The 23,233-nt window shown below is 60.6% G+C and carries 25 protein-coding genes, 1 tRNA gene and 2 pseudogenes; 9 read left to right on the forward strand and 19 right to left on the reverse strand.

What is annotated here, in order from left to right:
- Positions 1–26: 26 nt before the first annotated feature.
- On the reverse strand, positions 27–1,409 hold the full coding sequence (locus tag N005_RS14145; RefSeq protein WP_047701752.1) for a glutamine synthetase family protein: 1,383 nt from the start codon (positions 1,407–1,409) through the stop codon (positions 27–29).
- Between the two features lie 519 nt (positions 1,410–1,928).
- Between N005_RS14145 and N005_RS14150 the strand changes: the two are divergent.
- Positions 1,929–2,201 (forward strand): annotated as a pseudogene (locus N005_RS14150) (LysR family transcriptional regulator); the annotation flags it as partial.
- A 57-nt stretch (positions 2,202–2,258) separates the two neighbouring features.
- Here N005_RS14150 and N005_RS14155 read toward each other — a convergent pair.
- Positions 2,259–2,621, reverse strand: coding sequence for a 5-carboxymethyl-2-hydroxymuconate Delta-isomerase (locus N005_RS14155; RefSeq protein WP_047701754.1), 363 nt, complete (start codon positions 2,619–2,621; stop codon positions 2,259–2,261).
- A 306-nt stretch (positions 2,622–2,927) separates the two neighbouring features.
- On the reverse strand, positions 2,928–3,857 hold the full coding sequence (locus tag N005_RS14160; protein WP_047701755.1) for a LysR substrate-binding domain-containing protein: 930 nt from the start codon (positions 3,855–3,857) through the stop codon (positions 2,928–2,930).
- 166 nt (positions 3,858–4,023) lie between these two features.
- Between N005_RS14160 and N005_RS14165 the strand changes: the two genes are divergently transcribed.
- Entirely contained in the window at positions 4,024–4,215 is a 192-nt protein-coding gene (locus tag N005_RS14165) for a YegP family protein (protein ID WP_047701756.1), read from the forward strand.
- Between the two features lie 102 nt (positions 4,216–4,317).
- Positions 4,318–4,686 (forward strand): cupin domain-containing protein, encoded by a 369-nt coding sequence (locus tag N005_RS14170; protein WP_047701757.1) that lies wholly within the window; start codon positions 4,318–4,320, stop codon positions 4,684–4,686.
- Between the two features lie 18 nt (positions 4,687–4,704).
- Here the strand turns inward: N005_RS14170 and N005_RS14175 are convergent, their stop codons facing one another.
- From N005_RS14175 to N005_RS30005, 3 genes and pseudogenes are all read right to left on the reverse strand, one after another.
- On the reverse strand, positions 4,705–5,475 hold the full coding sequence (locus N005_RS14175; protein WP_052126392.1) for a phytanoyl-CoA dioxygenase family protein: 771 nt from the start codon (positions 5,473–5,475) through the stop codon (positions 4,705–4,707).
- A gap of 13 nt (positions 5,476–5,488) precedes the next feature.
- Positions 5,489–6,277, reverse strand: coding sequence for a methyl-accepting chemotaxis protein (locus tag N005_RS30000; RefSeq protein WP_371921424.1), 789 nt, complete (start codon positions 6,275–6,277; stop codon positions 5,489–5,491).
- Between the two features lie 69 nt (positions 6,278–6,346).
- Positions 6,347–7,123 (reverse strand): annotated as a pseudogene (locus N005_RS30005) (HAMP domain-containing protein); the annotation flags it as partial.
- Between the two features lie 447 nt (positions 7,124–7,570).
- Here N005_RS30005 and N005_RS29440 point away from each other — a divergent pair.
- Positions 7,571–7,717, forward strand: a complete 147-nt coding sequence (locus N005_RS29440) for a hypothetical protein (RefSeq protein ID WP_162843615.1) — start codon at positions 7,571–7,573, stop codon at positions 7,715–7,717.
- A 5-nt stretch (positions 7,718–7,722) separates the two neighbouring features.
- Positions 7,723–7,986: a hypothetical protein gene (locus N005_RS14185; RefSeq protein ID WP_052126393.1), complete on the forward strand. Its 264-nt coding sequence runs from the start codon at positions 7,723–7,725 to the stop codon at positions 7,984–7,986.
- A 234-nt stretch (positions 7,987–8,220) separates the two neighbouring features.
- On the opposite strand, the gene N005_RS14190 is transcribed toward N005_RS14185, so the two are convergent.
- From N005_RS14190 to dapA, 5 genes are all read right to left on the reverse strand, one after another.
- Positions 8,221–8,310 (reverse strand) — tRNA-Ser (locus tag N005_RS14190).
- Between the two features lie 83 nt (positions 8,311–8,393).
- Complete coding sequence (purC, locus tag N005_RS14195; RefSeq protein WP_016963914.1) at positions 8,394–9,107, reverse strand: phosphoribosylaminoimidazolesuccinocarboxamide synthase; 714 nt, start codon at positions 9,105–9,107, stop codon at positions 8,394–8,396.
- Between the two features lie 28 nt (positions 9,108–9,135).
- A complete protein-coding gene (locus N005_RS14200) occupies positions 9,136–9,894 on the reverse strand; it encodes an MBL fold metallo-hydrolase (RefSeq protein WP_047701759.1) in 759 nt (252 codons plus the stop codon).
- Between the two features lie 4 nt (positions 9,895–9,898).
- The gene (bamC, locus tag N005_RS14205) at positions 9,899–11,014 is read right to left on the reverse strand and encodes an outer membrane protein assembly factor BamC (RefSeq protein WP_047701760.1); all 1,116 of its coding nucleotides are present in this window, start codon (positions 11,012–11,014) and stop codon (positions 9,899–9,901) included.
- Between the two features lie 17 nt (positions 11,015–11,031).
- Positions 11,032–11,910, reverse strand: a complete 879-nt coding sequence (gene dapA / locus N005_RS14210) for a 4-hydroxy-tetrahydrodipicolinate synthase (RefSeq protein ID WP_047701761.1) — start codon at positions 11,908–11,910, stop codon at positions 11,032–11,034.
- A gap of 312 nt (positions 11,911–12,222) precedes the next feature.
- On the opposite strand from dapA, the gene N005_RS14215 reads away from it, so the two are divergent.
- The gene (locus N005_RS14215; protein ID WP_047701762.1) at positions 12,223–12,783 is read left to right on the forward strand and encodes a glycine cleavage system transcriptional repressor; all 561 of its coding nucleotides are present in this window, start codon (positions 12,223–12,225) and stop codon (positions 12,781–12,783) included.
- Between the two features lie 11 nt (positions 12,784–12,794).
- Positions 12,795–13,268 (forward strand): peroxiredoxin, encoded by a 474-nt coding sequence (locus N005_RS14220; RefSeq protein WP_047701763.1) that lies wholly within the window; start codon positions 12,795–12,797, stop codon positions 13,266–13,268.
- 112 nt (positions 13,269–13,380) lie between these two features.
- Here N005_RS14220 and N005_RS14225 read toward each other — a convergent pair whose 3' ends face one another.
- A complete protein-coding gene (locus N005_RS14225; protein ID WP_047701764.1) occupies positions 13,381–14,451 on the reverse strand; it encodes an AI-2E family transporter in 1,071 nt (356 codons plus the stop codon).
- A 30-nt stretch (positions 14,452–14,481) separates the two neighbouring features.
- The gene (locus tag N005_RS14230) at positions 14,482–14,721 is read right to left on the reverse strand and encodes a sulfurtransferase TusA family protein (protein ID WP_047701765.1); all 240 of its coding nucleotides are present in this window, start codon (positions 14,719–14,721) and stop codon (positions 14,482–14,484) included.
- 99 nt (positions 14,722–14,820) lie between these two features.
- Between N005_RS14230 and N005_RS14235 the strand changes: the two genes are divergently transcribed.
- Entirely contained in the window at positions 14,821–16,254 is a 1,434-nt protein-coding gene (locus tag N005_RS14235; RefSeq protein WP_047701766.1) for a M48 family metalloprotease, read from the forward strand.
- A 209-nt stretch (positions 16,255–16,463) separates the two neighbouring features.
- Here the strand turns inward: N005_RS14235 and N005_RS14240 are convergent, their stop codons facing one another.
- The 4 genes from N005_RS14240 to rpoE all read right to left on the reverse strand — a co-directional run bounded on the left by N005_RS14240 (position 16,464) and on the right by rpoE (position 20,257).
- The gene (locus N005_RS14240; protein WP_392397499.1) at positions 16,464–17,888 is read right to left on the reverse strand and encodes a DegQ family serine endoprotease; all 1,425 of its coding nucleotides are present in this window, start codon (positions 17,886–17,888) and stop codon (positions 16,464–16,466) included.
- A gap of 214 nt (positions 17,889–18,102) precedes the next feature.
- Positions 18,103–19,047: a MucB/RseB C-terminal domain-containing protein gene (locus N005_RS14245; RefSeq protein WP_047701768.1), complete on the reverse strand. Its 945-nt coding sequence runs from the start codon at positions 19,045–19,047 to the stop codon at positions 18,103–18,105.
- Positions 19,048–19,056: 9 nt separating this feature from the next.
- Positions 19,057–19,644 (reverse strand): sigma-E factor negative regulatory protein, encoded by a 588-nt coding sequence (locus N005_RS14250; RefSeq protein ID WP_047701769.1) that lies wholly within the window; start codon positions 19,642–19,644, stop codon positions 19,057–19,059.
- 31 nt (positions 19,645–19,675) lie between these two features.
- Complete coding sequence (gene rpoE / locus N005_RS14255) at positions 19,676–20,257, reverse strand: RNA polymerase sigma factor RpoE/AlgU (protein WP_003172477.1); 582 nt, start codon at positions 20,255–20,257, stop codon at positions 19,676–19,678.
- A 557-nt stretch (positions 20,258–20,814) separates the two neighbouring features.
- Here rpoE and nadB point away from each other — a divergent pair.
- Positions 20,815–22,431 carry an L-aspartate oxidase gene (gene nadB / locus N005_RS14260; RefSeq protein ID WP_047701770.1) on the forward strand — a complete coding sequence of 539 codons (1,617 nt, stop codon included), beginning with the start codon at positions 20,815–20,817 and terminating at the stop codon, positions 22,429–22,431.
- On the opposite strand, the gene N005_RS14265 is transcribed toward nadB, so the two are convergent.
- Together N005_RS14265 and N005_RS14270 are read right to left on the reverse strand one after the other, a co-directional pair.
- Positions 22,400–22,852: a protein YgfX gene (locus N005_RS14265; RefSeq protein ID WP_047701771.1), complete on the reverse strand. Its 453-nt coding sequence runs from the start codon at positions 22,850–22,852 to the stop codon at positions 22,400–22,402. The genes nadB and N005_RS14265 overlap by 32 nt on opposite strands.
- Positions 22,836–23,090 carry an FAD assembly factor SdhE gene (locus N005_RS14270; RefSeq protein WP_007930227.1) on the reverse strand — a complete coding sequence of 85 codons (255 nt, stop codon included), beginning with the start codon at positions 23,088–23,090 and terminating at the stop codon, positions 22,836–22,838. Before N005_RS14270 ends, N005_RS14265 begins: the two co-directional genes overlap by 17 nt.
- Positions 23,091–23,233: the final 143 nt, after the last annotated feature.

Raw genomic sequence — 23,233 nt, forward strand, 5'->3', positions numbered from 1 at the left:
TTTAAGTGACTGACCTGGCGCAGCCGTCAGGCCTGATTCAGATACCAGCGCCAGTCCTGCTCCCCCACCTCGCCCATGAACTGACGGTATTCGGCGCGCTTGACCGCCAGGTAAACGCCAAGGAATTCGCCACCGAAGGCTTCTTGCGCCCAAGTCGAAGCCTCGAGCGCCTGCAAGGCAGTGAGCCAGTCGGTGGGCAATAAACGGGTCGCTTGTGCATAACCATTGCCTTCAACGGGCGCAGCGGGATCGCACTGCTCCCGTATGCCGCGATGGATGCCGGCCAGCATCGCCGCAGCCGCGAGGTACGGGTTGGCGTCGGCGCCGCAGATGCGATGCTCGATGTGTCGAGAAAAGGCCGGCCCGCCCGGCACCCTCAGGCTCACGGTGCGGTTGTCGACGCCCCAGGTCGCCGTCAGGGGCGCGTAACTGTTGCTCTGGAATCGCCGGTAGGAGTTGGCGTTCGGGCAGAACATCAGCAACGAATCGAGCAGCGTGTCGAGCATCCCGCCTATCGCCCAGCGCAGCAACGGTGTGCCGTCGGCGGCCTCGCTGGCGAACAGGTTGTTGCCCTCGCGGTCCGCCAGGCTGACGTGCATGTGCATGCCGGAACCCGCCAGATGCTCGAATGGCTTGGCCATGAAACACGCCACCATGCCATGTTTATGCGCCACGCCCTTGACCAGGCGTTTGTAGCGCACCGCCTCGTCCATGGCTTGCAACGCATCGGTGCGATGCTCGAGGGTGATTTCCACCTGGCCTGGGGCGTATTCGGAAATGGCCGTGCGCGCCGGAATGCCCTGGAGTTTGCAGGCGGCATAAAGGTCCGCCAGGAACGGCTCGATCTGCTCCAGCTCGCGCAAACCGTAGACCTGGGTTGCACGCGGCCGGCCACCATCGGCATCCCGCGCCGGCTGCGGCCGCCCCTGGCTGTCGCGTTGCGCGTCCAGCAGATAGAACTCCAGCTCTGCCGCCATCACTGGGTAATAGCCGTCGGTCTGCAACCGCTCGATCACCCGGCTGAGCAGATAACGTGGGTCGGCGATGGCTGCCGGCATGCCCTCCCGGGGATGCATGGCGACCTGTACGGCCGCGGTGGGGATCAACCGCCAGGGCATGCGCTGCAAACTGCCGCTGATGGGGTAGGCCCGGCAGTCGATGTCACCGACATCCCATACCAGTCCCGAGTTTTCCACATCGTCGCCATTGAGGGTCAGCCCGAGGATGGTGCTCGGCAGCGGACGGCCGCTTTCATAGACCGCCAGCAATTCATCCCGGTGCAGCAACTTGCCCCTGGGCACGCCGTTGTTGTCGAGGATAAACAGTTCGAACAGTTCGATGTCCGGGTGCTGGGCCAGGAATGCCCGGGCGTGTTCAACGGGCGCGAACGCAGGATTGGCAATGCTCATGGGAATGCTCGTATTTTCATGTCGGACGGGCACCAGGGCGCCGTCAGTCTGTGCCCGCGATGAGCGGACACCGTGAAGTGTTCAACAGGAAATACGGACATCCGGAGGCCGGGCATGGCGACAATGCCAGAGGGCCCAGAAAGCCAATTCAGAGGGCAGCGCAGAAAGTGACGGGGCGAAGACAGGCGTGAGTCGACCGACCGGACCGACTGCGGCGGATGATGGGTACGGGAATGCTGGGGGCCGACCGTCCATAAGCGCATCACAGTAAACAAACCCCGCGAGCGTCCCACGCCGACCTGTGTCGTTAAATCCGGATTTGCTGAAGCGTGGATGGGAATGCGCTAAACAATCACTCTCGCAACGAAAGACGATCTATTCGTCGTATTCCCTACATTATCTGTCCCGTTCCCGACAGCGAAACAGCCTTCACAGCATTCACTTGGGACCATCGTTCCGTTAGGATCACGAATCTTGTTTGCGCAAGATTCGCGCAAGGAGCACAGCGAGAAGCAACGGATGCTAAACAGTAACTCCCTCAGAAAGCTCGATATGCAGGACCTCATGGTGTTTAACGCCGTGTACGAACAAAGCAGTGTCAGCGGCGTGTCCGAGGCATTGTGTGTCAGCCAGTCAACGGTGAGTTACTGCCTGAAGAAACTGCGGACCTGTTTCAAGGATGAACTGTTCATCAACACCCGCACCGGCATGCGCCCCACGTTCAAGGCCGAGGGCATGTACGATCACGTGCGCAGCATCTTGCAAAGCATCAATTTGTGTCACGCCGGTGCTGGCTCACCCATGCCACGAACGGGCGATCGAAGCCTGCACCCGGCTGACGCCTGAGGGTCAGTTGTCGAGGATAGCCTTCGCGTAGCAGCCGCGATCCATATCGACGGTTTCCACACTGAACTGCACGCTGAGACCGGTCGGCCATGGGCCCAACTCCTGGATCACGCTCAACAGGCTCTCCCCCAGCTGCTTCTTGATTTCCGGCGAACGGCCGCTCAACAACGCCAACTGCACGTGCACGAAAGCACGCTCGCCCAAACCGGTGCCTACCCGGAAATGCTCGACCTTCACGGCCCGGCTCTTGATGTCCGTCTCTGCGAACTGACCGGAAGCCACCAACGCATTATTCAAGCGCAGCAACGCGACGTCGGCGTTCATCTCGGGCAGGTTGGCGGTGTACTCGATGTGCAGGTGAGGCATGTGTTCGACTCCGGTTCGAAATGTGAAGACGTGAATTCAGCCGACGCAACCATACGCCTACTTGGCGCTCAAGCACAGAATCCTGTGGTTGAATCCCCTCCGGGACTAAGCAAAACTTTTTGGTTAAACCAGATTCCAGGGATAAACACAGAACCCTGTGGCGAGGGAGCTTGCTCCCGCCGGGCTGCGCAGCGGCCCCTGGATCAGGCTCCGCTGTGTGTCAGGCGGATTTCGGTCAGTTTCTTTTTGGGGCTGCTGCGCAGCCAAGCGGGAGCTAGCTCCCTCGTCACAAAGCCATGTGCTGCTCTAGCCAAGCGCCTGCCCCGACAACCCACGTTCACTCATGAACGCCTCCAACCTGGACCGCAACCAGCGTTCCGCCGGGTCAGTGTCAACATGGCTCAGCCAGACCATGGACAGGTCCAGGGTCGGGGTCTTGAACGGAAAAGGTTCGCAGAACAACTGGCCCGAAGCGGCCATGGCGACCGCGGTATAGTCCGGCAGGCTGGCGATCATATCGGTGCCGGCCAGCAACGCCGGCAACGCGCTGTACTGCGGCACGGACAACACCACCTGACGCTTGCGACCGATCTCGGCCAGCCATTCGTCGGCGAACCCGGCCACGTTCGCGGTATGGGACACCAGCACGTGGGGCCGCGAACAGTAGTCGTCCAGGGTCAGCGGTGTCTGCGAGGCATCAGCCCGCAGCACGCAAGGTTGGATATGCCGCAACAGTTTACGCTTGGCATTGGCCGGCAGCCCGCGGGTCTGGCTGATGCCCACGGTGATGTCGCCGGACGCCAGCAGATCGGGAATCCGCCAGTAATCGACGTGCTGGACCACGAACACCACTTGCGGCGCTTCCTGGCGCAGGCTGCGCAACAGCGGCGGCAGCAGGCCGAACTCGACATCGTCCGACAGGCCGATACGAAACGTCATGTTGCTGCTGGCCGGATCAAAATCATGGGTCAGGCTCAGGGCCGCTGACAGCGAGTCCAATGCCGGCGACAAGTGCTGGATGATCTCCTCCGCCCGCGCCGTGGGCTCCATGCGATGGCCGACACGGATGAACAGCGGATCGTTGAACCGCGCGCGCAATCGGTTGAGGGCCGAACTGATGGCCGGCTGGCCCAGAAACAGTTTTTCTGCCGCCCGTGTCACATTGCGCTCAAGCATCAGCGTTTCGAAAACCACCATCAGGTTGATGTCTGCCTTGCGCAATTCGTTGCGGTTCATCCTTTGCTCCCGGGTCAAGTCAGTTCGAGCGAACGCTGTCATTATCGGCAATATTTCATAACCATTGGAAACGTATTTCCGATAGCGAAAACTTTCAGCTTGGCTAGGCTTTCGTCGACATGTTCAAAAACATGTCTTGAATGAGTCAATCGCAGGGAGCGAACCGATGTATTTTGAAATCTACAGACAGACCCGAGGCACCCACAGCAGCGGCAAAGGTCAATGGCGCTGGCGCCTGCGCGCGGGCAACCACGAAACGATCGCCAGCGGCGAATCCTATGTGAACAAGGCGGACTGCCTGCACGTCATCGGGCTGATCAAGAACGTCCAGGGCGAGACGCCAGTGAAGGAAATCTGACACAGCGTCGCGCCATTACCGCCCCATCAGCTGCTTCGCCGGGCCCTGCCTGTCGAGCAGCTTGTTGTGGCCTCATCCAAGTCCTACAGCGAGTACTGCGCGATGGCTACCCATGACGCCCCTGTCAACTTTGCCCAGAAATACGCCCTGTTCCAGGATCAGTGGGCCCCCAAGGTCGTGGCTGAAATGAACGACTACCAGTTCAAGGTCGCCCGGCTCGAAGGCGATTTCGTCTGGCACGCCCACGCCGACACCGATGAAACCTTCATCGTGCTGGAAGGCGAGCTTCGTATCGACTTTCGCGACGGCGCGGTGACCATCGGCCCCGGCGAGATGTACGTCGTCAAGAAAGGCGTCGAACACAAGCCCTGGGCCGCGCAGGAAGTGAAGGTGCTGTTGATCGAACCACGGGGGGTCATCAACACGGGGGAAACCCATGAGCGAACGGCAGACAACGATGTCTGGATCTAACTGAGATCGCAGCAAGATTCAGTCGTACTCGGCTTCCTGATGCTCGCCCAACAGGCGTCGCTGGCGAGGTGACGCGGCTGCCAGGACGGCCGGGTTGAATTGCCAGTGCAGGTAAGGCGAAAATTTCTGCGCCACCATGCGTCGGCCATAGTGCACTTGCAGCAGGTAACGGGTGCGGTCGACGGTCCGGTTGTCGCTGCCGGCATGCCATAACTCGCTGCGCAGCACCAGCACATCGCCTGCCCTACACAAGACCGGCTGCGCAGACTGTCCCGCCCACTGGGTTTCACCTGCCACAGGCGCCCGCCCCGCTCGGTGGCTGCCGGGGATGACACGGGTTGGGCTCAAGTCGGCATCGATGTCGTCGAGATAGAACTGCGCGGTACAGATCTGCATCGGCAACTCGAAGGCGGGGTCGGCCAACAGGCTTGGCGGTAGCGCCATCGGCAGGTAATCCAGATGCAGCGGCGCTCCGATAAAACCGGGATGGCAACGCCAGGCCGTCTGGCCGATGACGTGACAGTCATCCCCCAATGCGGCCTCGGCCAGCTCGATCACGCCGTCCACGTCCAGAAACGGCAACCAGAATGGGTCGCGGTTGAAAACGCATTTGTAATGATCGATGACACCGCTGTAGTCCCAGTGCTGGGGTTTGAGCTGGTCGATTGCCTGGCGCAGCGCCACGATCTGCTCGCTGCCCAATACTGCCGGCAGCAGCACGAAGCCGTCCCGATGCAGGGCCCCCAGGCGGTCGCGGGTGAGCGCCGCCAGGGAATTGCGGGAAGACACGGCCGTGCCCGACTCAGGTGCGGAAGCGGCCGGTGAGTTCCGCCAGGCTCTTCGACAGAGTGGACAACTGCCGGCTGGCCTGCATGCTCTGGGCGGAATTCTCTGCCGCTTCGTTGGAAAGGTCACGGATGTCGGAGATGTTGCGGGCAATCTCCTCGGTGACGCTGCTCTGCTCTTCACAGGCATTGGCAATCTGCGCGGCCATGTCGTTGATCCGCTGTATCGAGCCACTGGTACCGCTGAGCACCTGATCGACGCCCGCGGCGCGCTCGACACTGTCGCGGGCCTTGTCGCTGCCGGCCTGCATGGCCTGCACCGCTTTAGCCACCCCACTTTGCAGCCGCTCGATACGCACCTGGATGTCCTTGGTCGAATCCTGGGTACGTGCCGCCAGGGCCCTGACTTCGTCGGCTACGACGGCAAAACCGCGACCCTGCTCGCCGGCCCGCGCGGCCTCGATGGCAGCGTTCAGCGCCAGCAGGTTGGTCTGTTCGGCGATGCCTCGAATCACCTCGAGGACGGCACCGATGCTGGAGGTTTCCTGGGCCAATGCGCCGATGGTGCCCGAGGCGCTTTCCACCTCCTGGGCCAGTTGGCGGATCGACTCAACAGTGCTGCTGACCACCTCGGCGCCGTCACGGGACTGGCTGCTGGCTTGCTTGGCAGCGTCCGAGGCGTTCACCGCGCTGTGCGCCACCTCATGCACGGCCGCGCTCATCTGGGTGGCGGCGGTACTGACCTGATCCAGCGCCGCATGTTCGCTGCTGATCAGTTGATCATTGGTCGCGGCCATACTGGCCATAGTGCGGGCCGCGGCATCGACCTCCCCGGTCACCCGGCCTACCTCGGCAATCAGCGGCTGAAGCTTGTCGAGGAAGCGGTTGAAAGCACTGCCAAGCTGGCCCAGCTCGTCAGCCGAACGCACCTCGAGGCGCCCCTTCAAATCACCGCCGCCCTCGGCAATCTGCTCGACGCGGTGAAGCAACCGACGCATGGGATGCAACACCACCAGCGGCAGGACAAAAACCAACAGCATGCACCCTAGCAGGCCGATCAGCAAAATGCCGCCCTGTTGCCGCCCTACCGCTTCGCCATGGTCGATAGCCGCCTGCCCCTCGTTAAGCGAGGCCTGGTCTTCCAGCTCGCCCAACTTGTCGATGGCATCGCGCATGGTGTCGAAGCGCTTTTCGCTGTCGCCGAAACTCAGGGTACTGGCCGCCTGCGGATTGGTTGCGGCCTGCTCGACCACTTGTCGCGTCAGTTGCGCCCACTGGGCAAAACTGTCATCGAACTGCTTGACCAGCGCCAGCGCCTCGGCCCCCGGCTGCATCGCCGCGTATTTGTGCACGCGATCATAGGCCTGCTTCATGTTCTCGGCATGGCTGGCGCGCAGTGCTTGCACGTGATCGCCCGCATTGCCGACCAGCAGGCTGCGCTCGGCCACGAACGCCTGGTAGAGATCGCGGTCGGCATTGAGCAGCAGGCTGATGGCCGGCAGATAACGCTTGGTCAGCTCCGTACTGGAGTCGGTCACCTGATCGATGCCACGCACGCCCGTCCAGCCCATCAACACCAACAGCAACGCCAGGAAAGCGATTGGCAGGGTGATTTTCCAGCGAAAGCCCAGGTCGGCGAAAAATCGTGGCATGGGGTGTCACTCCTTTTTAGGGTATGCCCTACCTATCGGCAGGATGTGCATTCTGCTAGAGAGACATTAGCCCAATTGTCACAGGGTGGTGACGAGCGGTGGAGGGACTTTTTTTCTTACACCCTGCGCCTACGCAATTCAAAGAATCGTCTTACACCCTATCTAATTGATGATCTCTTCCGAAAAGCCCATAGTTCAGGTGGCTCTTACAAGTACTGCCGATAATCAACTCTCCTCGTCGACATCACCGCCCCTAAGACATATTGCTCGATCCAGCAGATTATAGACTTCGCGCTGTAACCCAGCTTTCAGGACCTCGCGATGCGAAGGGACATGCCCACCAACGCGGTAATACCTCCGAGGGCTTTATCCTCCCGCCCTCATTTGCCCGGATACGATTATTCACATAAGCCGATCAGCATGAATACACATACCTCGGAGGCTCCGATGGCCACCACCAAAAAAGCCGCCAAACCGCAGAAAAAGGTCGCTCACGACGAGCTGACTTTTCTTGATGTCAGGCAGGCCGCGCGTGATGGACAAGAAGCATTCGATAAATTTGTAATCACTGGCAAGCTTCCTATTACAAAGTAGGCCTGATGCCAGCCATTAAAATTTCCGCTCTGTTTGAAAAAATACATAACTGGAAAAACTTCGCTGCACAGTTTTATAACTACAAAGTGTGCGGCGAAATCCCAGCCATCTTCGGTAGGGCTGAAGGGCTCGACTTGAGCGAGATGTATCACATTTATCTCGCGAGCACTGCAAAGACACAGATCCGCTGGGCAAAAATGGATAGTCAATGCTATCGCACCGCCTTGAAAGACGATCCAGCCAACGACTTCTGCTTATTTATTTCCTGATCTGGATGATTAGTCCAGAAACCCAATGGTTATCGTTGGTGAATCCCTTACGGTAATGCAGACCTGCCGAGGGGCTTGCTCAACGTGGGTGCGGAGCGCTCACAAAGCGGGGTCGCTTTGCAGCCCGGATGTGTCTATTGCTCGACGACATGAACCGCCGAAGCATTAAAACGCAAGAAACGAAAAAGCCCCTGAAATGTTCAACCATTTCAGGGGCTTAGTCGTATTCAATAATGGCGGAGAGATAGGGATTTGAACCCTAGGTACTGTCGCCAGTACAACGGATTTCGAATCCGTCCCGTTCGGCCACTCCGGCATCTCTCCAGTGGCGCGCATCATACCAGCACATTCGCCGGAAGCGAACCCCCGAGCGAATTTTTTTCCGTGCTATCAGATGCTTGCGTCGATTACAGCGGCACACCCAAGCGTTGGGCGACTTCTTCGTAGGCTTCGATGACGTCACCGAGGCCCTGGCGGAAGCGGTCCTTGTCCATCTTCTTCTTGGTGGCCTTGTCCCAGAGACGGCAGCCGTCCGGGCTGAATTCGTCGCCCAGGACGATGGAGCCATCGCTGAACACGCCGAATTCAAGCTTGAAGTCCACCAGCAGCAGGCCGGCGTCGTCGAACAGCTTGCTCAGCACTTCGTTGACCTTGAGGGACAGCTCCTTCATGCGCGCCAGTTGCTCGGCGGTGCCCCAACCGAATGCCACGACGTGGGATTCGTTGATGAACGGGTCGCCCTTGGCGTCGTCCTTCAGGAACAGTTCGAAGGTGTAAGGGTTGAGCTTCATGCCCTCTTCCACACCCAGGCGCTTGACCAGGCTGCCGGCGGCGTAGTTACGCACGACGCATTCCACCGGGATCATGTCCAGTTTCTTGACCAGGCACTCGTTGTCGCCCAGCAGCTTGTCGAACTGGGTCGGCACGCCGGCGGCTTCGAGTTTCTGCATGATGAAGGCGTTGAACTTGTTGTTCACCATGCCCTTGCGGTCCAGCTGTTCGATGCGCTTGCCGTCGAACGCCGAGGTGTCGTTACGGAACAGCAGGATCAAGCGGTCGGCGTCATCGGTCTTGTAAACCGACTTGGCTTTGCCGCGGTAGAGTTCTTCACGTTTTTCCATGATGGGCTCCGCTTGCTAAGTAGATGGGCTAGGCGATATGTCGCCAGTCGAGCCCTGAATCTTGATCGGCCAGTTGCAGCCAGTCCGGGTCGCACCCGAGGGTGTCGACAAAACATTGCCGGGCCAGCTGCGGCAGGTTGTTCTTGCTGCTCAGATGGGCCAGGACCAGATGTTGCAGGCCTTGCCAGCCCAACTCGGCCACCAGGTACGCCGCCTGGTGGTTGTTCAAATGTCCGTGTTCCCCGCCGACCCGCTGCTTGAGGAAGTACGGGTAGTACCCACGTGCAAGCATGTCACGGCAATGGTTGGACTCGATCATCAAGGCATCGAGATCCCGATAACTGTCCATGACCCTGTCGCAATACGATCCCAGGTCGGTCAACAAGCCGAAACGCCGCTCGCCATCGCTGAACACATACTGCGTCGGTTCCCGGGCATCGTGGGCCACGCTGACCACGTCGATGTCGAGGGCGCCAATACGCAATTGTTCGCCACCGGCCACGAAACCGGCTGGCTCGATGGGCTTGCGCAAACCGCCCAGCGTTCCGCGGCTGAGGTAGACCGGCAGATTGTAGCGCCGGGACAGCAAACCCACGCCATGCACATGGTCGGCATGTTCGTGGGTCACGAGTATCGCGCTCAGTTGCGCCGGGTGCACACCCAGGCGCAGCAGGCGTTTCTCGGTTTCCCGAAGGGAGAAACCACAGTCGACCAGCACATACGTACCGGCGCTGGCTACCAGCGTGCCGTTCCCCTGGCTACCGCTGCCGAGAACGGCAAAACGCATCGGATCAGCCCAGGTTGTCCTGAATCACACCCAACACCTTGCGGGCCACTTCGGCCGGCGCCACGGTGTTGATGTTTTTCTCGACGGTCACCTGGACGTTCTCGCCTACCTTGCTCAGGCGAACCTGATAGCGCTCGGCGCGGGCCTCGATTTCTTCCTTGTCCGGCTTGCCGCCGAACAGACCACTGAAGAAGCCGGGCTTCTCGTCTTTCTTCTCGGCTTTTTCGGCGAGGTTGATGTAGTACAGGCCCAGGCTGCGGTTGATGTCTTCAACCCGCCATTCGCCCTGCTCCAGCGCGCGGCCTACGCTCGACCATGCACGGTCCAGGTCGGAGCCAACGTTGAGCACCGGGTTGCCGCTGCCGTCTTCGGTCAGGCTGACACGGCTCGGCGTGTCGAAATCCCGGGATGCCAGCATCGAAACCGAACCGCCCTGTTCGGCGGAACGGGTCATGCTGGCAAGCATGTCGTCCACCAGTGCGGCGTCGAGACCGGTATTGACCGAACGGTTGGTGAACGCCACATCGGCGCTGCTGCCGGCAGGGCGCTCGGCGCTGACCACGTAGACTTCACTGGTGTTTCGCTGCACGCCCGGCTCGATACGCACCCGCACGCGGGATTCGCTGTCGCTGGCGACACCGGCGGCACTCAGGCGCTTGCCCATGGCGGCGGACAATTCATCGGCGTGTTGCCAGGTGGTGGTGAACTCGCCGGTCTGCGGGCGCTGTTCATCGATGCGGAAGCCGTTGTCCTGGAAGAACTGGATCGCCACGGGCCAGACTTCGGCCGGAGGGTGCTGGGCCATGACCCAACGTGAATCGCCACTCTTCTGCAGGGTGTAGTCGCTGGCATCGGCGATGGCCGACAGCGGCTGCGGACGAGGAACCTCGTATTCGCCCTTGGCGGTGTCGTCGGCCACGTTACGCGGGATCGGCAGCAGCGGATCCAGGCGCTTGGCGACATGGACATCCGGCGGCAGTTGCATCGGTGCAGTCTGTTGCGCGTTCAGGTAATCGCTACCACGATCGCGGAAATAACCTTCCGGGCCCCAGATCCACCCACAGCCACTGGTGCTGGAGATAATCAAGGCAAGTGCGGAAAGTCCGGCAATTCGCTTCATGCGGTGTACTTCCTCAATTAAACCAGGACGCCGGACTGGCGCATGGCCTGCCGCAGCGGTTCGTGACAGGTGTTGCTCAGCCAGGTGAGTGGCAGGCGGATGCCTTCGTGCATCAGGCCCATTTCCACCAGCGCCCACTTCACCGGGATCGGGTTGGCTTCGATGAACAGGTCCTTGTGCAACGGCATCAGTTTTTCGTTGATGGCCCGTGCGGTCTCGGCGTCGCCCTTGAGCGCGGCTTCGCACAGGTCGGCCATTTCCCGCGGCGCGACGTTGGCGGTGACGGAGATGTTGCCCTTGCCGCCCATCAGGATCAGCTCGACCGCGGTCGGATCGTCACCGGACAGCACGATGAAATCTTTGCCCACGCCATCGAGGATGGCCTTGGCACGCTTCAGGTCGCCGGTGGCTTCCTTGATGCCGATGATGTTCGGGACGGTAGACAGGCGGATCACGGTCTCGGCCTGCATGTCGCAGGAGGTGCGGCCAGGAACGTTATAGAGGATCTGCGGGATGTCGACCGCTTCGGCAATGTGCTTGAAGTGCTGGTACAGGCCTTCCTGGGTCGGCCGGTTGTAGTACGGAACGACGAGCAGGCAGGCGTCGGCACCGGCTTCCTTGGCGTTGCGGGTCAGCTCGACGGCTTCGCGGGTCGAGTTGGCGCCAGTACCGGCGATTACGGGAATGCGACCGTTGACCTGCTTGACCACGGCACGGATGACTTCGATGTGCTCGTTGACATCGAGGGTCGCCGACTCGCCGGTGGTGCCGACGGCGACGATGGCATGGGTGCCGTTTTCAAGGTGGAAGTCCACGAGTTTGCTGAGGCTGGCCCAGTCAAGACGCCCTTGTGCATCCATGGGTGTGACCAGTGCCACCATACTGCCCGCAATCATGAAACCGCTCCTGCCGGAAAAAGAGAGCCGTAATGGTACTGGCGCCAAGATGCTTGTACAAGCGAACTCCCATTCCCCTTGGCGATGGTTTTCGCTACCCTTCAGACTTTGATCGGTACCGACACGCTCACAGGCCGGTTCCCAGCCTCCGTTTTCGTCGCCACAAGCCCCGATCCTGCGTTTGTACCGGCCTATTTCCCTCTACGGAATGCCGCGCAACCTCAGGCACAGGGCTCGAGTCGTTCGTTTTCACAGGCCGGCACCGTGCAGGATGGCATAGGTATCGACCGCTCATCGCTTTAGGAATGCTGCATGTCCACCCCCACAGTCCGCGAACAATTCCTTGTCATCAGTGCCCTCGGCGCCAACCCCATGGAGCTGACCAACGTCCTGTGCCGCGCCAGCCATGAAAACCGCTGCGCCGTCGTGACCTCACGCCTGACCCGCCACGGCGAATGCAGTGCGCTCGTGCTTGAGGTTTCCGGCAGCTGGGACGCCCTGGCCCGCCTGGAAGGCAGCCTGCCGATATTGGCCAAGAAGCACACCTTCACCGTCAACGTGGTGCGCAGCGCCGCGCTGGAAAACCGTCCACAGGCCCTGCCCTACGTGGCCTATGTGAGCTCGGCCTACCGCCCGGACATCATCAACGAGCTGTGCCAGTTCTTCATGGACCACCACGTCGAGCTGGAAAATCTCACCTGCGACACCTACCAGGCCCCGCAGACCGGCGGCACCATGCTCAACGCCACGTTCACCGTGACCCTGCCGGCCGGCACCCAGATCAGTTGGCTGCGCGATCAGTTCCTGGACTTCGCCGACGCGATGAACCTGGACGCACTGATCGAACCGTGGCGCCCACAAAACCCAATGTAAGGAAGGCGCCCATGGCCGTTGCCATCGACCAGCCGGTTACCGATTTCCAGGCGCCCGCCACCAGCGGGCAGACCATTAGCCTCGCCGCCCTGAAAGGCAAGCAGGTGGTGATCTACTTCTACCCGAAGGACAGCACCCCGGGCTGCACCACCGAAGGCCAGGGCTTTCGTGACCAGTACCCACAGTTCAAGGCCGCCAACACCGAAGTGTTCGGCGTCTCCCGGGACAGCCTCAAGTCCCACGAGAACTTCAAGTGCAAGCAGGAGTTTCCGTTCGAGCTGATCAGCGACAAAGACGAAGCCGTCTGCCAGTTGTTCGATGTGATCAAGCTGAAAAAGCTCTATGGCAAGGAATACCTGGGCGTAGATCGCAGCACGTTCCTGATCGACAAGAACGGCGTGCTGCGCCAGGAATGGCGCGGCGTGAAAGTGCCTGGGCATGTGGATGCCGTGCTGGCGGCGGCTCAGGCACTCGATAAGGCCTGAGGTTCTTTATTGTCTGCCAGGCCCTATCGCGAGCAGGCTCGCTCCCACATGGATCGTGTAGAACCCTGTGGGAGCGAGCCTGCTCGCGATGAGGCCATCAGCTTCATCCCAGTTACAGCAACGGCGCCACAATCGGTTCCTTGCTCGGCCACGCATCCAGCACAGCCTTGAACAGCGTCGCCAGGGGAATCGCAAAGAACACCCCCCAGAATCCCCACAACCCGCCAAACAGCAGCACCGCGCAGATGATCGCCACCGGGTGCAGGTTCACCGCTTCGGAGAACAGCAGCGGCACCAGCACGTTGCCGTCCAGCGTCTGGATGATGCCGTAGACTGCCATCAGGTAGATGAACTGGTCGCTCCACCCCCACTGGAACAGCGCAATCAAGGCCACCGGCACAGTCACCACCACCGTGCCGACATAAGGCACCACCACCGATACGCCCACCAGCAGCGCCAGCAACGCGGCGTAGTTGAGCCCGAGGGCCACGAAGCCGATGTAGGTCACGCCGCCGCAGATCAACACCTCGATGACCTTCCCACGAATGTAGTTGGCGATCTGGCGATTCATCTCCTGGGCCACCCGGGTGATCAGCGCCCGCTCACGGGGCAGGTAACCACGAACCCAGCGGCCGATCATTTCCCGGTCCTTGAGAAAGAAAAACACCAGGATCGGCACCAGCACCAGGTAGATCATGATGTTCACCAACAGCGGCAGACTGGATAACGAAAACGTCAGTGCCCACTGGCCGAACTTGCCGATCTGGCCGCGCACCACTTCGATGGTCTGGAGTACCTGCTCGTCCGATACCAGGTGCGGATAGCGCTCGGGCAACAGCAACAGCAGGGACTGCCATTTGGTGAGCATGCCTGGCAATTCGTTGAATAGTGTCACCAACTGGTGCCAGAGCAGTGGCACGATCATCACGACGAACACCACCAGCAGCCCCATGAACAGGGCAAACACCAGGCCCACCGCCACGGTGCCGGGCAACCGCAGGCGTTCCAGCGTCGTCACCAATCCTTGCATCAGGTACGCCAGCACCATGCCCGCCAGCACCGGTGCCAGCATGCCACCCAAGGTGAGGACAGCGGTGAACCCCAGGAATAGCAGCACCGCCAGCACCACCGCCTCCTCGTCGGAGAAGTAGCGCTGAATCCAGTCGCGTAACACTTTGAACATTAAAAATCCTTAAGCAACACCATCGGTTATTCAGGCTTTCTTCAGCCAGTAACGGTAGACGCCGTTATCGTCTTCTTCATGCAGCAGCGTATGACCGGCCAACCGGGCGAAGGTGCGGAAATCACGCTGCGAGCCCGCATCCGTGGCGATGACCTTGAGCACGTCGCCACTGGCCAGACGGTTGAGCTCCAGCTTGGCCTTGAGCAATGGCAACGGACAATTCAGGCCGCTGGCGTCCAGTTCGGCATCGTGGGCTACAGCATCGGTCATGGATTCACTCCGCAGCAGGTCGTAGAGCCGCCTAGAATATCTGGTCCCGGGCCCGGTGTCCGGCTACAGTAGGGTCTTTGTCGACTAAGGCCCCCGTGCATGACATTTCTGCGCCCCACCCTGCTGACGCTCGCTTGCCTGCTCGCCTCACCAGGCTTCGCCGACGACCTGCCGTCACTTGGCGATGCCAGTTCTGCCGTTGTCTCGCCGGAGCAGGAACACCAGCTGGGTCGTGCCTGGCTGGCCCTGCTGCGCAGCCAGGTCCAACAACTCAACGATCCACAGCTCAAGGATTACGTCGAGACCAGCGTGTACAAGCTGGTGGAAACCAGCCAGGTCAATGACCGTCGCCTGGAATTCATCTTGATCAACAGCCCGCAGCTCAACGCCTTCGCCGCACCTGGCGGGATCGTCGGGGTCAACGGCGGCCTGTTTCTCAACGCCCAGACCGAAGGCGAATACGCCTCGGTGATGGCCCACGAACTGGCTCACCTGTCGCAACGCCACTTCGCCCGTGGCGTCGAAGCCCAGCAGCGCATGCAGGTACCCATGATGGCTGCTCTGCTGACCGGTATCGTGATTGCCGCCGCCGGCGGTGGTGATGCGGGGATCGCCGCAATTGCCGGGACCCAGGCGGCCGCCATCCAGGAACAACGACGTTTCTCACGCCAGAATGAGCAGGAAGCCGACCGCATCGGTATCCAGAACCTGGAAAAGGCCGGCTACGATCCACGCTCCATGCCGACCATGTTCGAGCGCCTGATGCGCCAGTACCGCTTCGACGCCAGGCCACCGGAATTCCTGCTGACGCACCCGGTCACCGAATCCCGCATCGCCGACACCCGCAACCGCGCCGAACAGGCCAAGCCGGGCGGCACAGAAGACAGCATGCGCTATCAACTGATCCGCGCACGCGTCCAGTTGATCTACGAGGAAACCCCAGGCTTGGGCGCCAAGCGTTTCCGGGCACAACTGGATGAAAATCCCAAGAACGATGTGGCCCGCTATGGCCTGGCGATTGCGCAGATCAAGGGCGGCCAGTTGAACGAAGCACGGCAGAACCTTGCCCCCCTGCTGGCCAAGTCACCCAACGAAATCATCTACAACCTGGCCCAGGTCGACCTGGACATCACCAGCAACAAGCTGGCCGACGCTCAATCCCGCGTCGATCGGATGCTGACCCAATACCCAGGCAATTATCCACTCAATCAGGTGCGCGTCGACCTGCTGCTCAAGCAGAACCGCCCCGCCGACGCCGAGAAAGCCCTGGAAACCCTGCTCAAGACCCGCCCGGACGATCCGGACGTCTGGTACATGGTGGCCGAGACTCGCGGGCTCTCGGGGAACATCATCGGCTTGCACCAAGCCCGCGCGGAGTACTTCGCCCTGGTGGGAGACTACCGCCAGGCCATCCAGCAACTGGACTTCGCCAAACGGCGCGCCGGCACCAACTTCCCGTTGTCGTCACGTATCGATGCCCGGCAGCGAGAGCTCATGGAGCAGGAGCGCATGGTCAAGGACATGATGGGCTGAGAAGACAATATTCGCGGTCAGGCTCTGCCCCTGTGGGAGCGAACCTGCTCGCGAAAGCGGTGGGTCAGCTTGCAATGATGTTGGATGTGCTACCCCTTCGCGAGCAGGCTCGCTCCCACAGGGGCAACATATTCGCCAATGGATGCCCATTCACCGGGCACAAAAAAACCGCCTCTCTCGAGGCGGTTTTTCATTGCGTCACCAACCGATCATTCGGCCAGCTTGAAGGTGATGAAGCTCGCACGCCCCTGGCGCAGGACCCGCATCGATACCGAGCGATTCTTCGGCAGGGCCTTGGCGATCTCGGTGAACTCCTTGGTGGAACCAATGGCCTGGTTGTTCAGGTGCGTGATGATGTCACCGGGTTGCAGGCCGATCAGGGCAGCAGGACCGTCCTGCACTTCCTTGATCACCACACCGCCCTGCAACTCCAGGGCTTTCTTCTGCTCGGCCGTCAGCTCGACCACTGCCACGCCGAGGCGATTACTGCTGCGCTCGACGCCGGACTTGGGTTGTGATTCCAGCTCCGCGCCCTCTTCAGGAATGGCACCGACCGTCAACTCGACGTTCTTGCGCTTGCCCTCGCGAATCACTTCCAGATTGGCCTTGGCACCGGCCTTGAGGGCGCCCACCAAGTGTGGCAGGTCAGCGGACATGATGATCGGCTGGTCATTGAGCTTCAGGATCACATCACCAACCTGCAGGCCGCCCTTGGCAGCCGGACCACCTTCCTGGATCTGTGCCACCAGCGCACCCGCCGGTTTTTCCAGCCCGAACGACTCAGCCAGGTCCTTGTTCACTTCCTGGATGACCACGCCCAACCAGCCGCGACTGACCTTGCCACCACTTTTCAGCTGGTTGGACACGTCCATGGCCACATCGATCGGAATCGCGAAGGACACGCCCATGAAACCGCCCGAACGGGTGTAGATCTGGGAGTTGATGCCCACCACCTCACCGGACAGATTAAACAACGGACCGCCAGAGTTACCCGGGTTGATCGGCACGTCGGTCTGGATGAACGGAACGTAGTTTTCGTTCGGCAGGCTGCGGCCGATCGCACTGACGATACCCTGGGTCACGGTGTGGTCGAAGCCGAATGGCGAGCCAATGGCTACGACCCACTGACCGGCCTTCAGGTCCTGGGACTTGCCGAGCTTGAGCACCGGCAGGTCCTTGCCGTCGATTTTCAGCAGCGCCACGTCGGAGCGCGGATCGGTACCGATCAGCTTGGCCTTGAGCTCGCTGCGATCGGCCAGGCGCACCAGAATCTCGTCGGCATCGGCAATCACATGGTTATTGGTCAGGATGTAGCCGTCGGGCGAAATGATGAAACCCGAGCCCAGGGACTGGGCTTCACGCTGGCGACCACCGCCCGGCGAACGCGGTTGCTGCGGCATTCCGCGCTCGAAGAACTCGCGCAGCATGGGCGGCAACCCTTCCAGATCCGGCATCTGCTGCTCCGAGACGCGGCGATCCGGCAGCTTCTGGGTGGTACTGATGTTCACCACCGCAGGCGAGGCGTTTTCGACCAGCTGGGTGAAGTCAGGCAAGCTGTCCGCCACGGCGGGAACGGCCTGGCCGAGCACCAGCACGGTGGCAAGGATGGAAAAACAGGTTTTCAAGCTTGGTATCGACATACGGCTCCCGTTACGACGAGCAGGGTTAAGCGATATGGAGCAAGGAATACCGGTGGGAAGACACGCCGGTATCGTCGCTCCGGAAAAACAGGCAAGGACAGAGCCGAGCGGCTCTGACCTAATAGAAAAAAAACTGAAGTTTTGCAAATGAAAATGCTGACAGGAAGTTTCGGCATTTCGATCAAGACCGAACCACCGGGGCAGCACGTTACTGAGTCGCCGTGGCATCGGAACGCATCGAAAGCGCGATCCGTTCTGCCGTACCAATCGGGATTTCACCGACCACGGTCACCATCATTTCGCCCTGGGGCGTCGTGAGGCGACGAGAGACGGCTGCCGTCGGGCCAAGCTGGGTACGCGTGTCGGTGACGTTTGCGCCGTTCAGCGGCTCCAGGAATACCGAGAACCGGGCCAGGCCATCGTCGTACATCAGGCTGCTGACCTGAACGCTGGTCTCCGGGTCCTTGCGCACGGCACTGTTGGTCAACTCGAAGCCAGGGGGAAGCCAATCCGAGTGCCAGGTGGCTTTCGCCACGGCAGCCTTGCTGGCGTCCTGGACGACTGCCTTGCACTCCGCACTGGCTTGCAGGTCGCTGTCTGCCGGCTCGGCAATGTTCAGTCGCGTGAACTGGAAACGTTCGAGCAACTGTCCCTTGTCGTTAAGCAGCAGGGACTTGAGCGGCAGGCCGGTCTCTTTGTCCAGGTGCAGCTCAAAGCCGTAGCGATGCTGGTCCTTGGGCGTCAGGGAAACGATGACAGCCGGTCGCCCGGCCACGCGCGACTTGCCGATGACGGCAAGGTCGTACCAATTCTTGAGTTTTTGCGGATCAAGCGCACGGGCAGTGCCCTCGGTATTCCCAATCCCTGGGATAAGGGCGCCACTGACGCATTGAGTATGTCCATCGATGCGCAGGACTTCCTGCGCCGAGCCATCCTGCTGGAGCAACCGCTCCCGTACCTTCCCATCCTGGACACGATGCCAGATGTTATGGGTAGAAAAACTACCGTTGCGCTCGTAAACGAAGGTGCCCTGGAAGCTTTGTTGTTGCTCGGCCTGGCCCAAACGATTCAACCAGTCCTGAGCCTCATCGGCGTACGCTGGGACAGCACACCAGCCACCCAGCAGCAGCGTGAAAAGAGGTATGGCGCGCAAGGGTTGTCCTTAACGGTTTTCCAGACTGGCCGCACGGGCGTAAGGCAATGCGCTTTCAGTCCCTTTCAGGGCAGCCTGTTGGGCATGCTGACGCAGGTAGTTGGGCAGACGCTGGTCGTGCCAGCCTGGCTGCCCCTGAAGAACGCCGTTGACCATGGGGCCGGCGGCTTCCGAGCTTTCACTGTAACCGGCCAATACCGCTGGGCCCTTGACCTGTGGAGCGACCAGGCCTGGCTGGTTGGACTGCTGCGCCATCTGCACACCGGCGATTTCATCCTGGTTGTACAGACGTACACCGGCCAGAACGGCGACGGTCACCGAAGCGGCCACTGCCAGACGACCCAGGCTGCGCCATGGGCTACGGGAAGCTTTTGCCGGTACGGCTTCGTCGGCCAATGCAGCAGAAACGGCCGCAGCGATATCCAGGCGCGGAAGCAGCAGGTCCTTGTGCATGACAGCCCGGGCGATCTGGTAACGAGCCCAGGTCTCACGGGTTTCAACATCGTCAAAGGCATTCAATACCCGACGTAATTCCAGTTCGTCCGCTTCGTTATCCATCACTGCGGACAGCGATTCCTGCAGGGCTTCACGACTCATGGCGTTCCTCTCTTGGCTATCGCCGCTGTCTTTAGTTTTCCTGCAACAATGGTTGCAGGGCTTTATCGATGGCCTCCCGGGCGCGGAAGATCCGGGAGCGCACGGTGCCTACCGGACATTGCATGACGCTCGCAATGTCCTCGTAACTCAGACCGTCGAATTCACGTAAAGTTAACGCCGTACGCAAATCTTCAGGCAGTTGCTGGATGGTCCGATGGACGGTGCCCTCGATCTCATCCCGCAGCAATGCTCGCTCCGGGGATTCGAGATCCTTGAGGCCATGATCGCCATCGTAGAACTCTGCGTCTTCGGAACTGACATCGCTATCCGGCGGCCGGCGGCCGCGTGAAACCAGATAGTTTTTCGCCGTGTTAATGGCGATGCGGTAAAGCCACGTATAAAACGCGCTGTCCCCGCGAAAATTACCAAGTGCGCGGTAGGCCTTGATGAAGGCTTCCTGAGCGACATCCTGGGCTTCATGGGTGTCGTGCACAAACCGCACGATCAACCCGAGAATTTTGTGCTGGTATTTCAGCACCAACAGATCGAAAGCTCGCTTGTCGCCGCGCTGAACACGTTCGACCAGCTGCTGATCCTCTTCCTGGGTTAGCATGAACACTCCTCGATAAGCTCGAAGGAGGCTTGCATGACTAATTGACCGGACTTGCAAACATAGACTCGGGCTTTTCGCAAAAGTTCTCCCCCTTTCAAGCAAGTTTCCGGCGCGCTCTGATCCGGCACGCACGAAAAACGCAGCACGAGATTCCCCGGCTGCGCGAATAATCTGTCACCGGGCCTGCTGGCAAAGACGCTCAATCGAGGTCTGCACCAACCCGACGCTGTTCCCTTTTGCAGACAACCGTCTATTGAACGTAAGCGATCAGCAAAAGTTCCCGCCATTTACAGCCATTAAAAGCAGACATTGGGCAACCGTGACGAGATCAGCCGCGTTTATCCTCGAAAAGACGGTCTTGTTACCCATCGGCGAAAAAACCGATCCGACGAAGCGCGTCGCCTTTCTGTCACGTTGGTTTCACATTGCCATGAATGCCCGGCTATTGTGCCGTTCCACCCCTCTATATACTAGTGGGCTGCGTGGCTGCCTGACGCCGCTGAAGCGGATGCCTTGCGCCAACCCCGACCCGGGTCGCCTTGAGCGGAAACTATCGAATGAGCCAACAGTTTCAACATGATGTTCTGGTAATCGGCAGCGGTGCCGCCGGATTGAGTCTTGCATTGACGTTGCCGGAGTACCTGCGCATTGCAGTGCTGAGCAAAGGCGACCTGGCCAACGGCTCGACGTTCTGGGCGCAGGGCGGCGTCGCAGCCGTACTGGACGATACCGACACCGTCGAGTCCCATGTCGACGACACCCTCAATGCCGGTGGCGGCCTGTGCGATCCTGAAGCAGTGCGTTTCACCGTCGAGCATAGCCGCGAAGCCATCCAGTGGCTGATCGACCAGGGCGTGCCTTTTACCCGTGACGAGCAGTCCGGCACTGAAGACGGCGGATTCGAATTCCACCTGACCCGTGAGGGCGGCCATAGCCATCGGCGCATCATCCATGCGGCCGATGCCACCGGTGCGGCGATTTTCAAGACGCTGCTGGCCCAGGCTCAGCGGCGACCGAATATCGAGCTGCTGGAGCAGCGAGTCGCCGTCGACCTGATCACTGAAAAACGCCTGGGCCTAGCCGGCGATCGCTGCCTCGGCGCCTACGTGCTCAACCGTGGCACCGGTGAAGTCGACACCTATGGCGCACGTTTCGTGATCCTGGCGTCCGGTGGCGCAGCCAAAGTCTATCTGTACACCAGCAATCCCGACGGTGCTTGCGGCGACGGCATCGCCATGGCGTGGCGCTCGGGTTGCCGGGTGGCGAACCTGGAATTCAATCAGTTCCACCCCACCTGCCTCTATCATCCGCTGGCGAAGAGCTTCCTGGTCACCGAGGCCCTGCGTGGCGAAGGCGCCCACTTGAAGCTGCCCAATGGCGAGCGTTTCATGCAGCGCTTCGACGCGCGCGCCGAACTGGCGCCGCGGGACATCGTCGCCCGGGCCATCGACCATGAAATGAAGCGCCTGGGTATCGACTGCGTTTACCTGGATATCAGTCATAAGCCCGAGGCATTCATCAAAAGCCATTTCCCGACGGTGTATGAGCGCTGCCTGGAATTCTCCATCGACATCACCAAACAACCGATCCCGGTGGTGCCGGCCGCGCATTACACCTGCGGCGGCGTAATGGTCGACCAGCACGGCCGCACCGACGTACCGGGCCTGTACGCCATTGGCGAAACCAGCTTCACGGGCTTGCATGGCGCCAACCGCATGGCCAGCAACTCGCTGCTGGAGTGTTTTGTCTATGCCCGCTCGGCCGCTGCGGACATCCTCGAACAGTTGCCACAGATTGCCATCCCGGCCGCCCTGCCCTCGTGGGACGCCAGCCAGGTCACCGATTCGGATGAAGACGTGATCATTGCGCACAACTGGGATGAACTGCGGCGGTTCATGTGGGACTACGTGGGTATCGTGCGCACCAACAAGCGCCTGCAAAGGGCCCAGCATCGGGTGCGGCTGTTGCTGGACGAGATCGATGAGTTCTACAGCAATTACAAAGTCAGCCGTGACCTGATCGAACTGCGCAACCTGGCCCAAGTGGCCGAGCTGATGATTCGCTCAGCGATGGAGCGCAAGGAAAGCCGAGGACTGCATTACACCCTCGATTATCCGAACCTGCTGCCCGAGGCGCTGGACACTATCCTGGTGCCGCCCACCTACGCCGACTGAACCTGAGCCGCACACGCAGGCGCCGATGGACATCCGGCGCCAGCGCGTCGCGGGGCACGCACAGCGAGCGGATCCGCCACTCGCCCTTCAAGCGAAAGCGCAGTATCACGATCAGTGGCAGTGCCAGGCTGTCAGGGCGTAGCTGCACAGCCTTCCAGCCATCGGCCTTGTTCCAGAGCTGCCAGCCGTCAACGTCCCGACGCAAGCCGCAAAATGCCTGACGGTGAGTCAACAACAACTGTCGAGGTATCGTCCAGATGCCGTGGGCTAGGCACAGCACAACGCCAAGCAGTGCAAACCCCGGCGGGACAGACATCAGGAACAACGAGCCCAGCGCGAAGACTTGGGCCAGCAGGTAGGCCGCCAGCAGTTGCCCGGAGGCCTGCCAGCGGCATTCGAAGCGATTACTTCGGCTGGACACGGTCCAGGATCATCCGGACCATGCGCTGCAGTTCCGGATCTTCGGATTCGCTGCGCTCCATGAACCAGCCGAACATGTCCTGGTCTTCACATTCGAGCAGGCGGACATAGCAGGCACGGTCCACGTCATTAAGGTGGGGATAGACCTCTTTCACGAATGGCACCAGCAGGACATCAAGCTCAAGCATGCCGCGGCGGCTGTGCCAGTAGAGGCGATTCAGTTCTACATCTTCGACCATGGAGCGCTCCTCAAATAGAGCGCAAGTATACAGGCCCCGCCGCGCTGAAACAGACAGCTTTGGTCAGTCGCCATCGATCCTTTGTGAACTACCCATTTCAAGGGCGCGCCCTTATGATGTCTACCAGACTTTTTATCCTGCGA

This window comes from Pseudomonas mediterranea CFBP 5447, assembly GCF_000774145.1.
In the GTDB taxonomy this organism is placed as follows: Bacteria; Pseudomonadota; Gammaproteobacteria; order Pseudomonadales; family Pseudomonadaceae; genus Aquipseudomonas; species Aquipseudomonas mediterranea.

Bases quoted from the DNA above. Each gene is read 5' to 3' on its own strand.
- dapA (WP_047701761.1), bottom strand. From the start codon at position 11,910: ATGATTGCGGGCAGTATGGTGGCACTGGTCACACCCATGGATGCACAA.
- N005_RS14160 (WP_047701755.1), bottom strand. From the start codon at position 3,857: ATGAACCGCAACGAATTGCGCAAGGCAGACATCAACCTGATGGTGGTT.
- N005_RS14170 (WP_047701757.1), top strand. From the start codon at position 4,318: ATGGCTACCCATGACGCCCCTGTCAACTTTGCCCAGAAATACGCCCTG.
- bamC (WP_047701760.1), bottom strand. From the start codon at position 11,014: ATGAAGCGAATTGCCGGACTTTCCGCACTTGCCTTGATTATCTCCAGC.
- N005_RS30000 (WP_371921424.1), bottom strand. From the start codon at position 6,277: ATGGCCAGTATGGCCGCGACCAATGATCAACTGATCAGCAGCGAACAT.
- N005_RS14215 (WP_047701762.1), top strand. From the start codon at position 12,223: ATGTCCACCCCCACAGTCCGCGAACAATTCCTTGTCATCAGTGCCCTC.
- N005_RS14270 (WP_007930227.1), bottom strand. From the start codon at position 23,090: ATGGTCGAAGATGTAGAACTGAATCGCCTCTACTGGCACAGCCGCCGC.
- N005_RS14155 (WP_047701754.1), bottom strand. From the start codon at position 2,621: ATGCCTCACCTGCACATCGAGTACACCGCCAACCTGCCCGAGATGAAC.
- N005_RS14185 (WP_052126393.1), top strand. From the start codon at position 7,723: ATGCCAGCCATTAAAATTTCCGCTCTGTTTGAAAAAATACATAACTGG.
- N005_RS14200 (WP_047701759.1), bottom strand. From the start codon at position 9,894: ATGCGTTTTGCCGTTCTCGGCAGCGGTAGCCAGGGGAACGGCACGCTG.
- N005_RS14225 (WP_047701764.1), bottom strand. From the start codon at position 14,451: ATGTTCAAAGTGTTACGCGACTGGATTCAGCGCTACTTCTCCGACGAG.
- purC (WP_016963914.1), bottom strand. From the start codon at position 9,107: ATGGAAAAACGTGAAGAACTCTACCGCGGCAAAGCCAAGTCGGTTTAC.
- N005_RS14220 (WP_047701763.1), top strand. From the start codon at position 12,795: ATGGCCGTTGCCATCGACCAGCCGGTTACCGATTTCCAGGCGCCCGCC.
- N005_RS14145 (WP_047701752.1), bottom strand. From the start codon at position 1,409: ATGAGCATTGCCAATCCTGCGTTCGCGCCCGTTGAACACGCCCGGGCA.
- N005_RS29440 (WP_162843615.1), top strand. From the start codon at position 7,571: ATGGCCACCACCAAAAAAGCCGCCAAACCGCAGAAAAAGGTCGCTCAC.
- N005_RS14250 (WP_047701769.1), bottom strand. From the start codon at position 19,644: ATGAGTCGTGAAGCCCTGCAGGAATCGCTGTCCGCAGTGATGGATAAC.
- N005_RS14230 (WP_047701765.1), bottom strand. From the start codon at position 14,721: ATGACCGATGCTGTAGCCCACGATGCCGAACTGGACGCCAGCGGCCTG.
- N005_RS14235 (WP_047701766.1), top strand. From the start codon at position 14,821: ATGACATTTCTGCGCCCCACCCTGCTGACGCTCGCTTGCCTGCTCGCC.
- rpoE (WP_003172477.1), bottom strand. From the start codon at position 20,257: ATGCTAACCCAGGAAGAGGATCAGCAGCTGGTCGAACGTGTTCAGCGC.
- nadB (WP_047701770.1), top strand. From the start codon at position 20,815: ATGAGCCAACAGTTTCAACATGATGTTCTGGTAATCGGCAGCGGTGCC.
- N005_RS14165 (WP_047701756.1), top strand. From the start codon at position 4,024: ATGTATTTTGAAATCTACAGACAGACCCGAGGCACCCACAGCAGCGGC.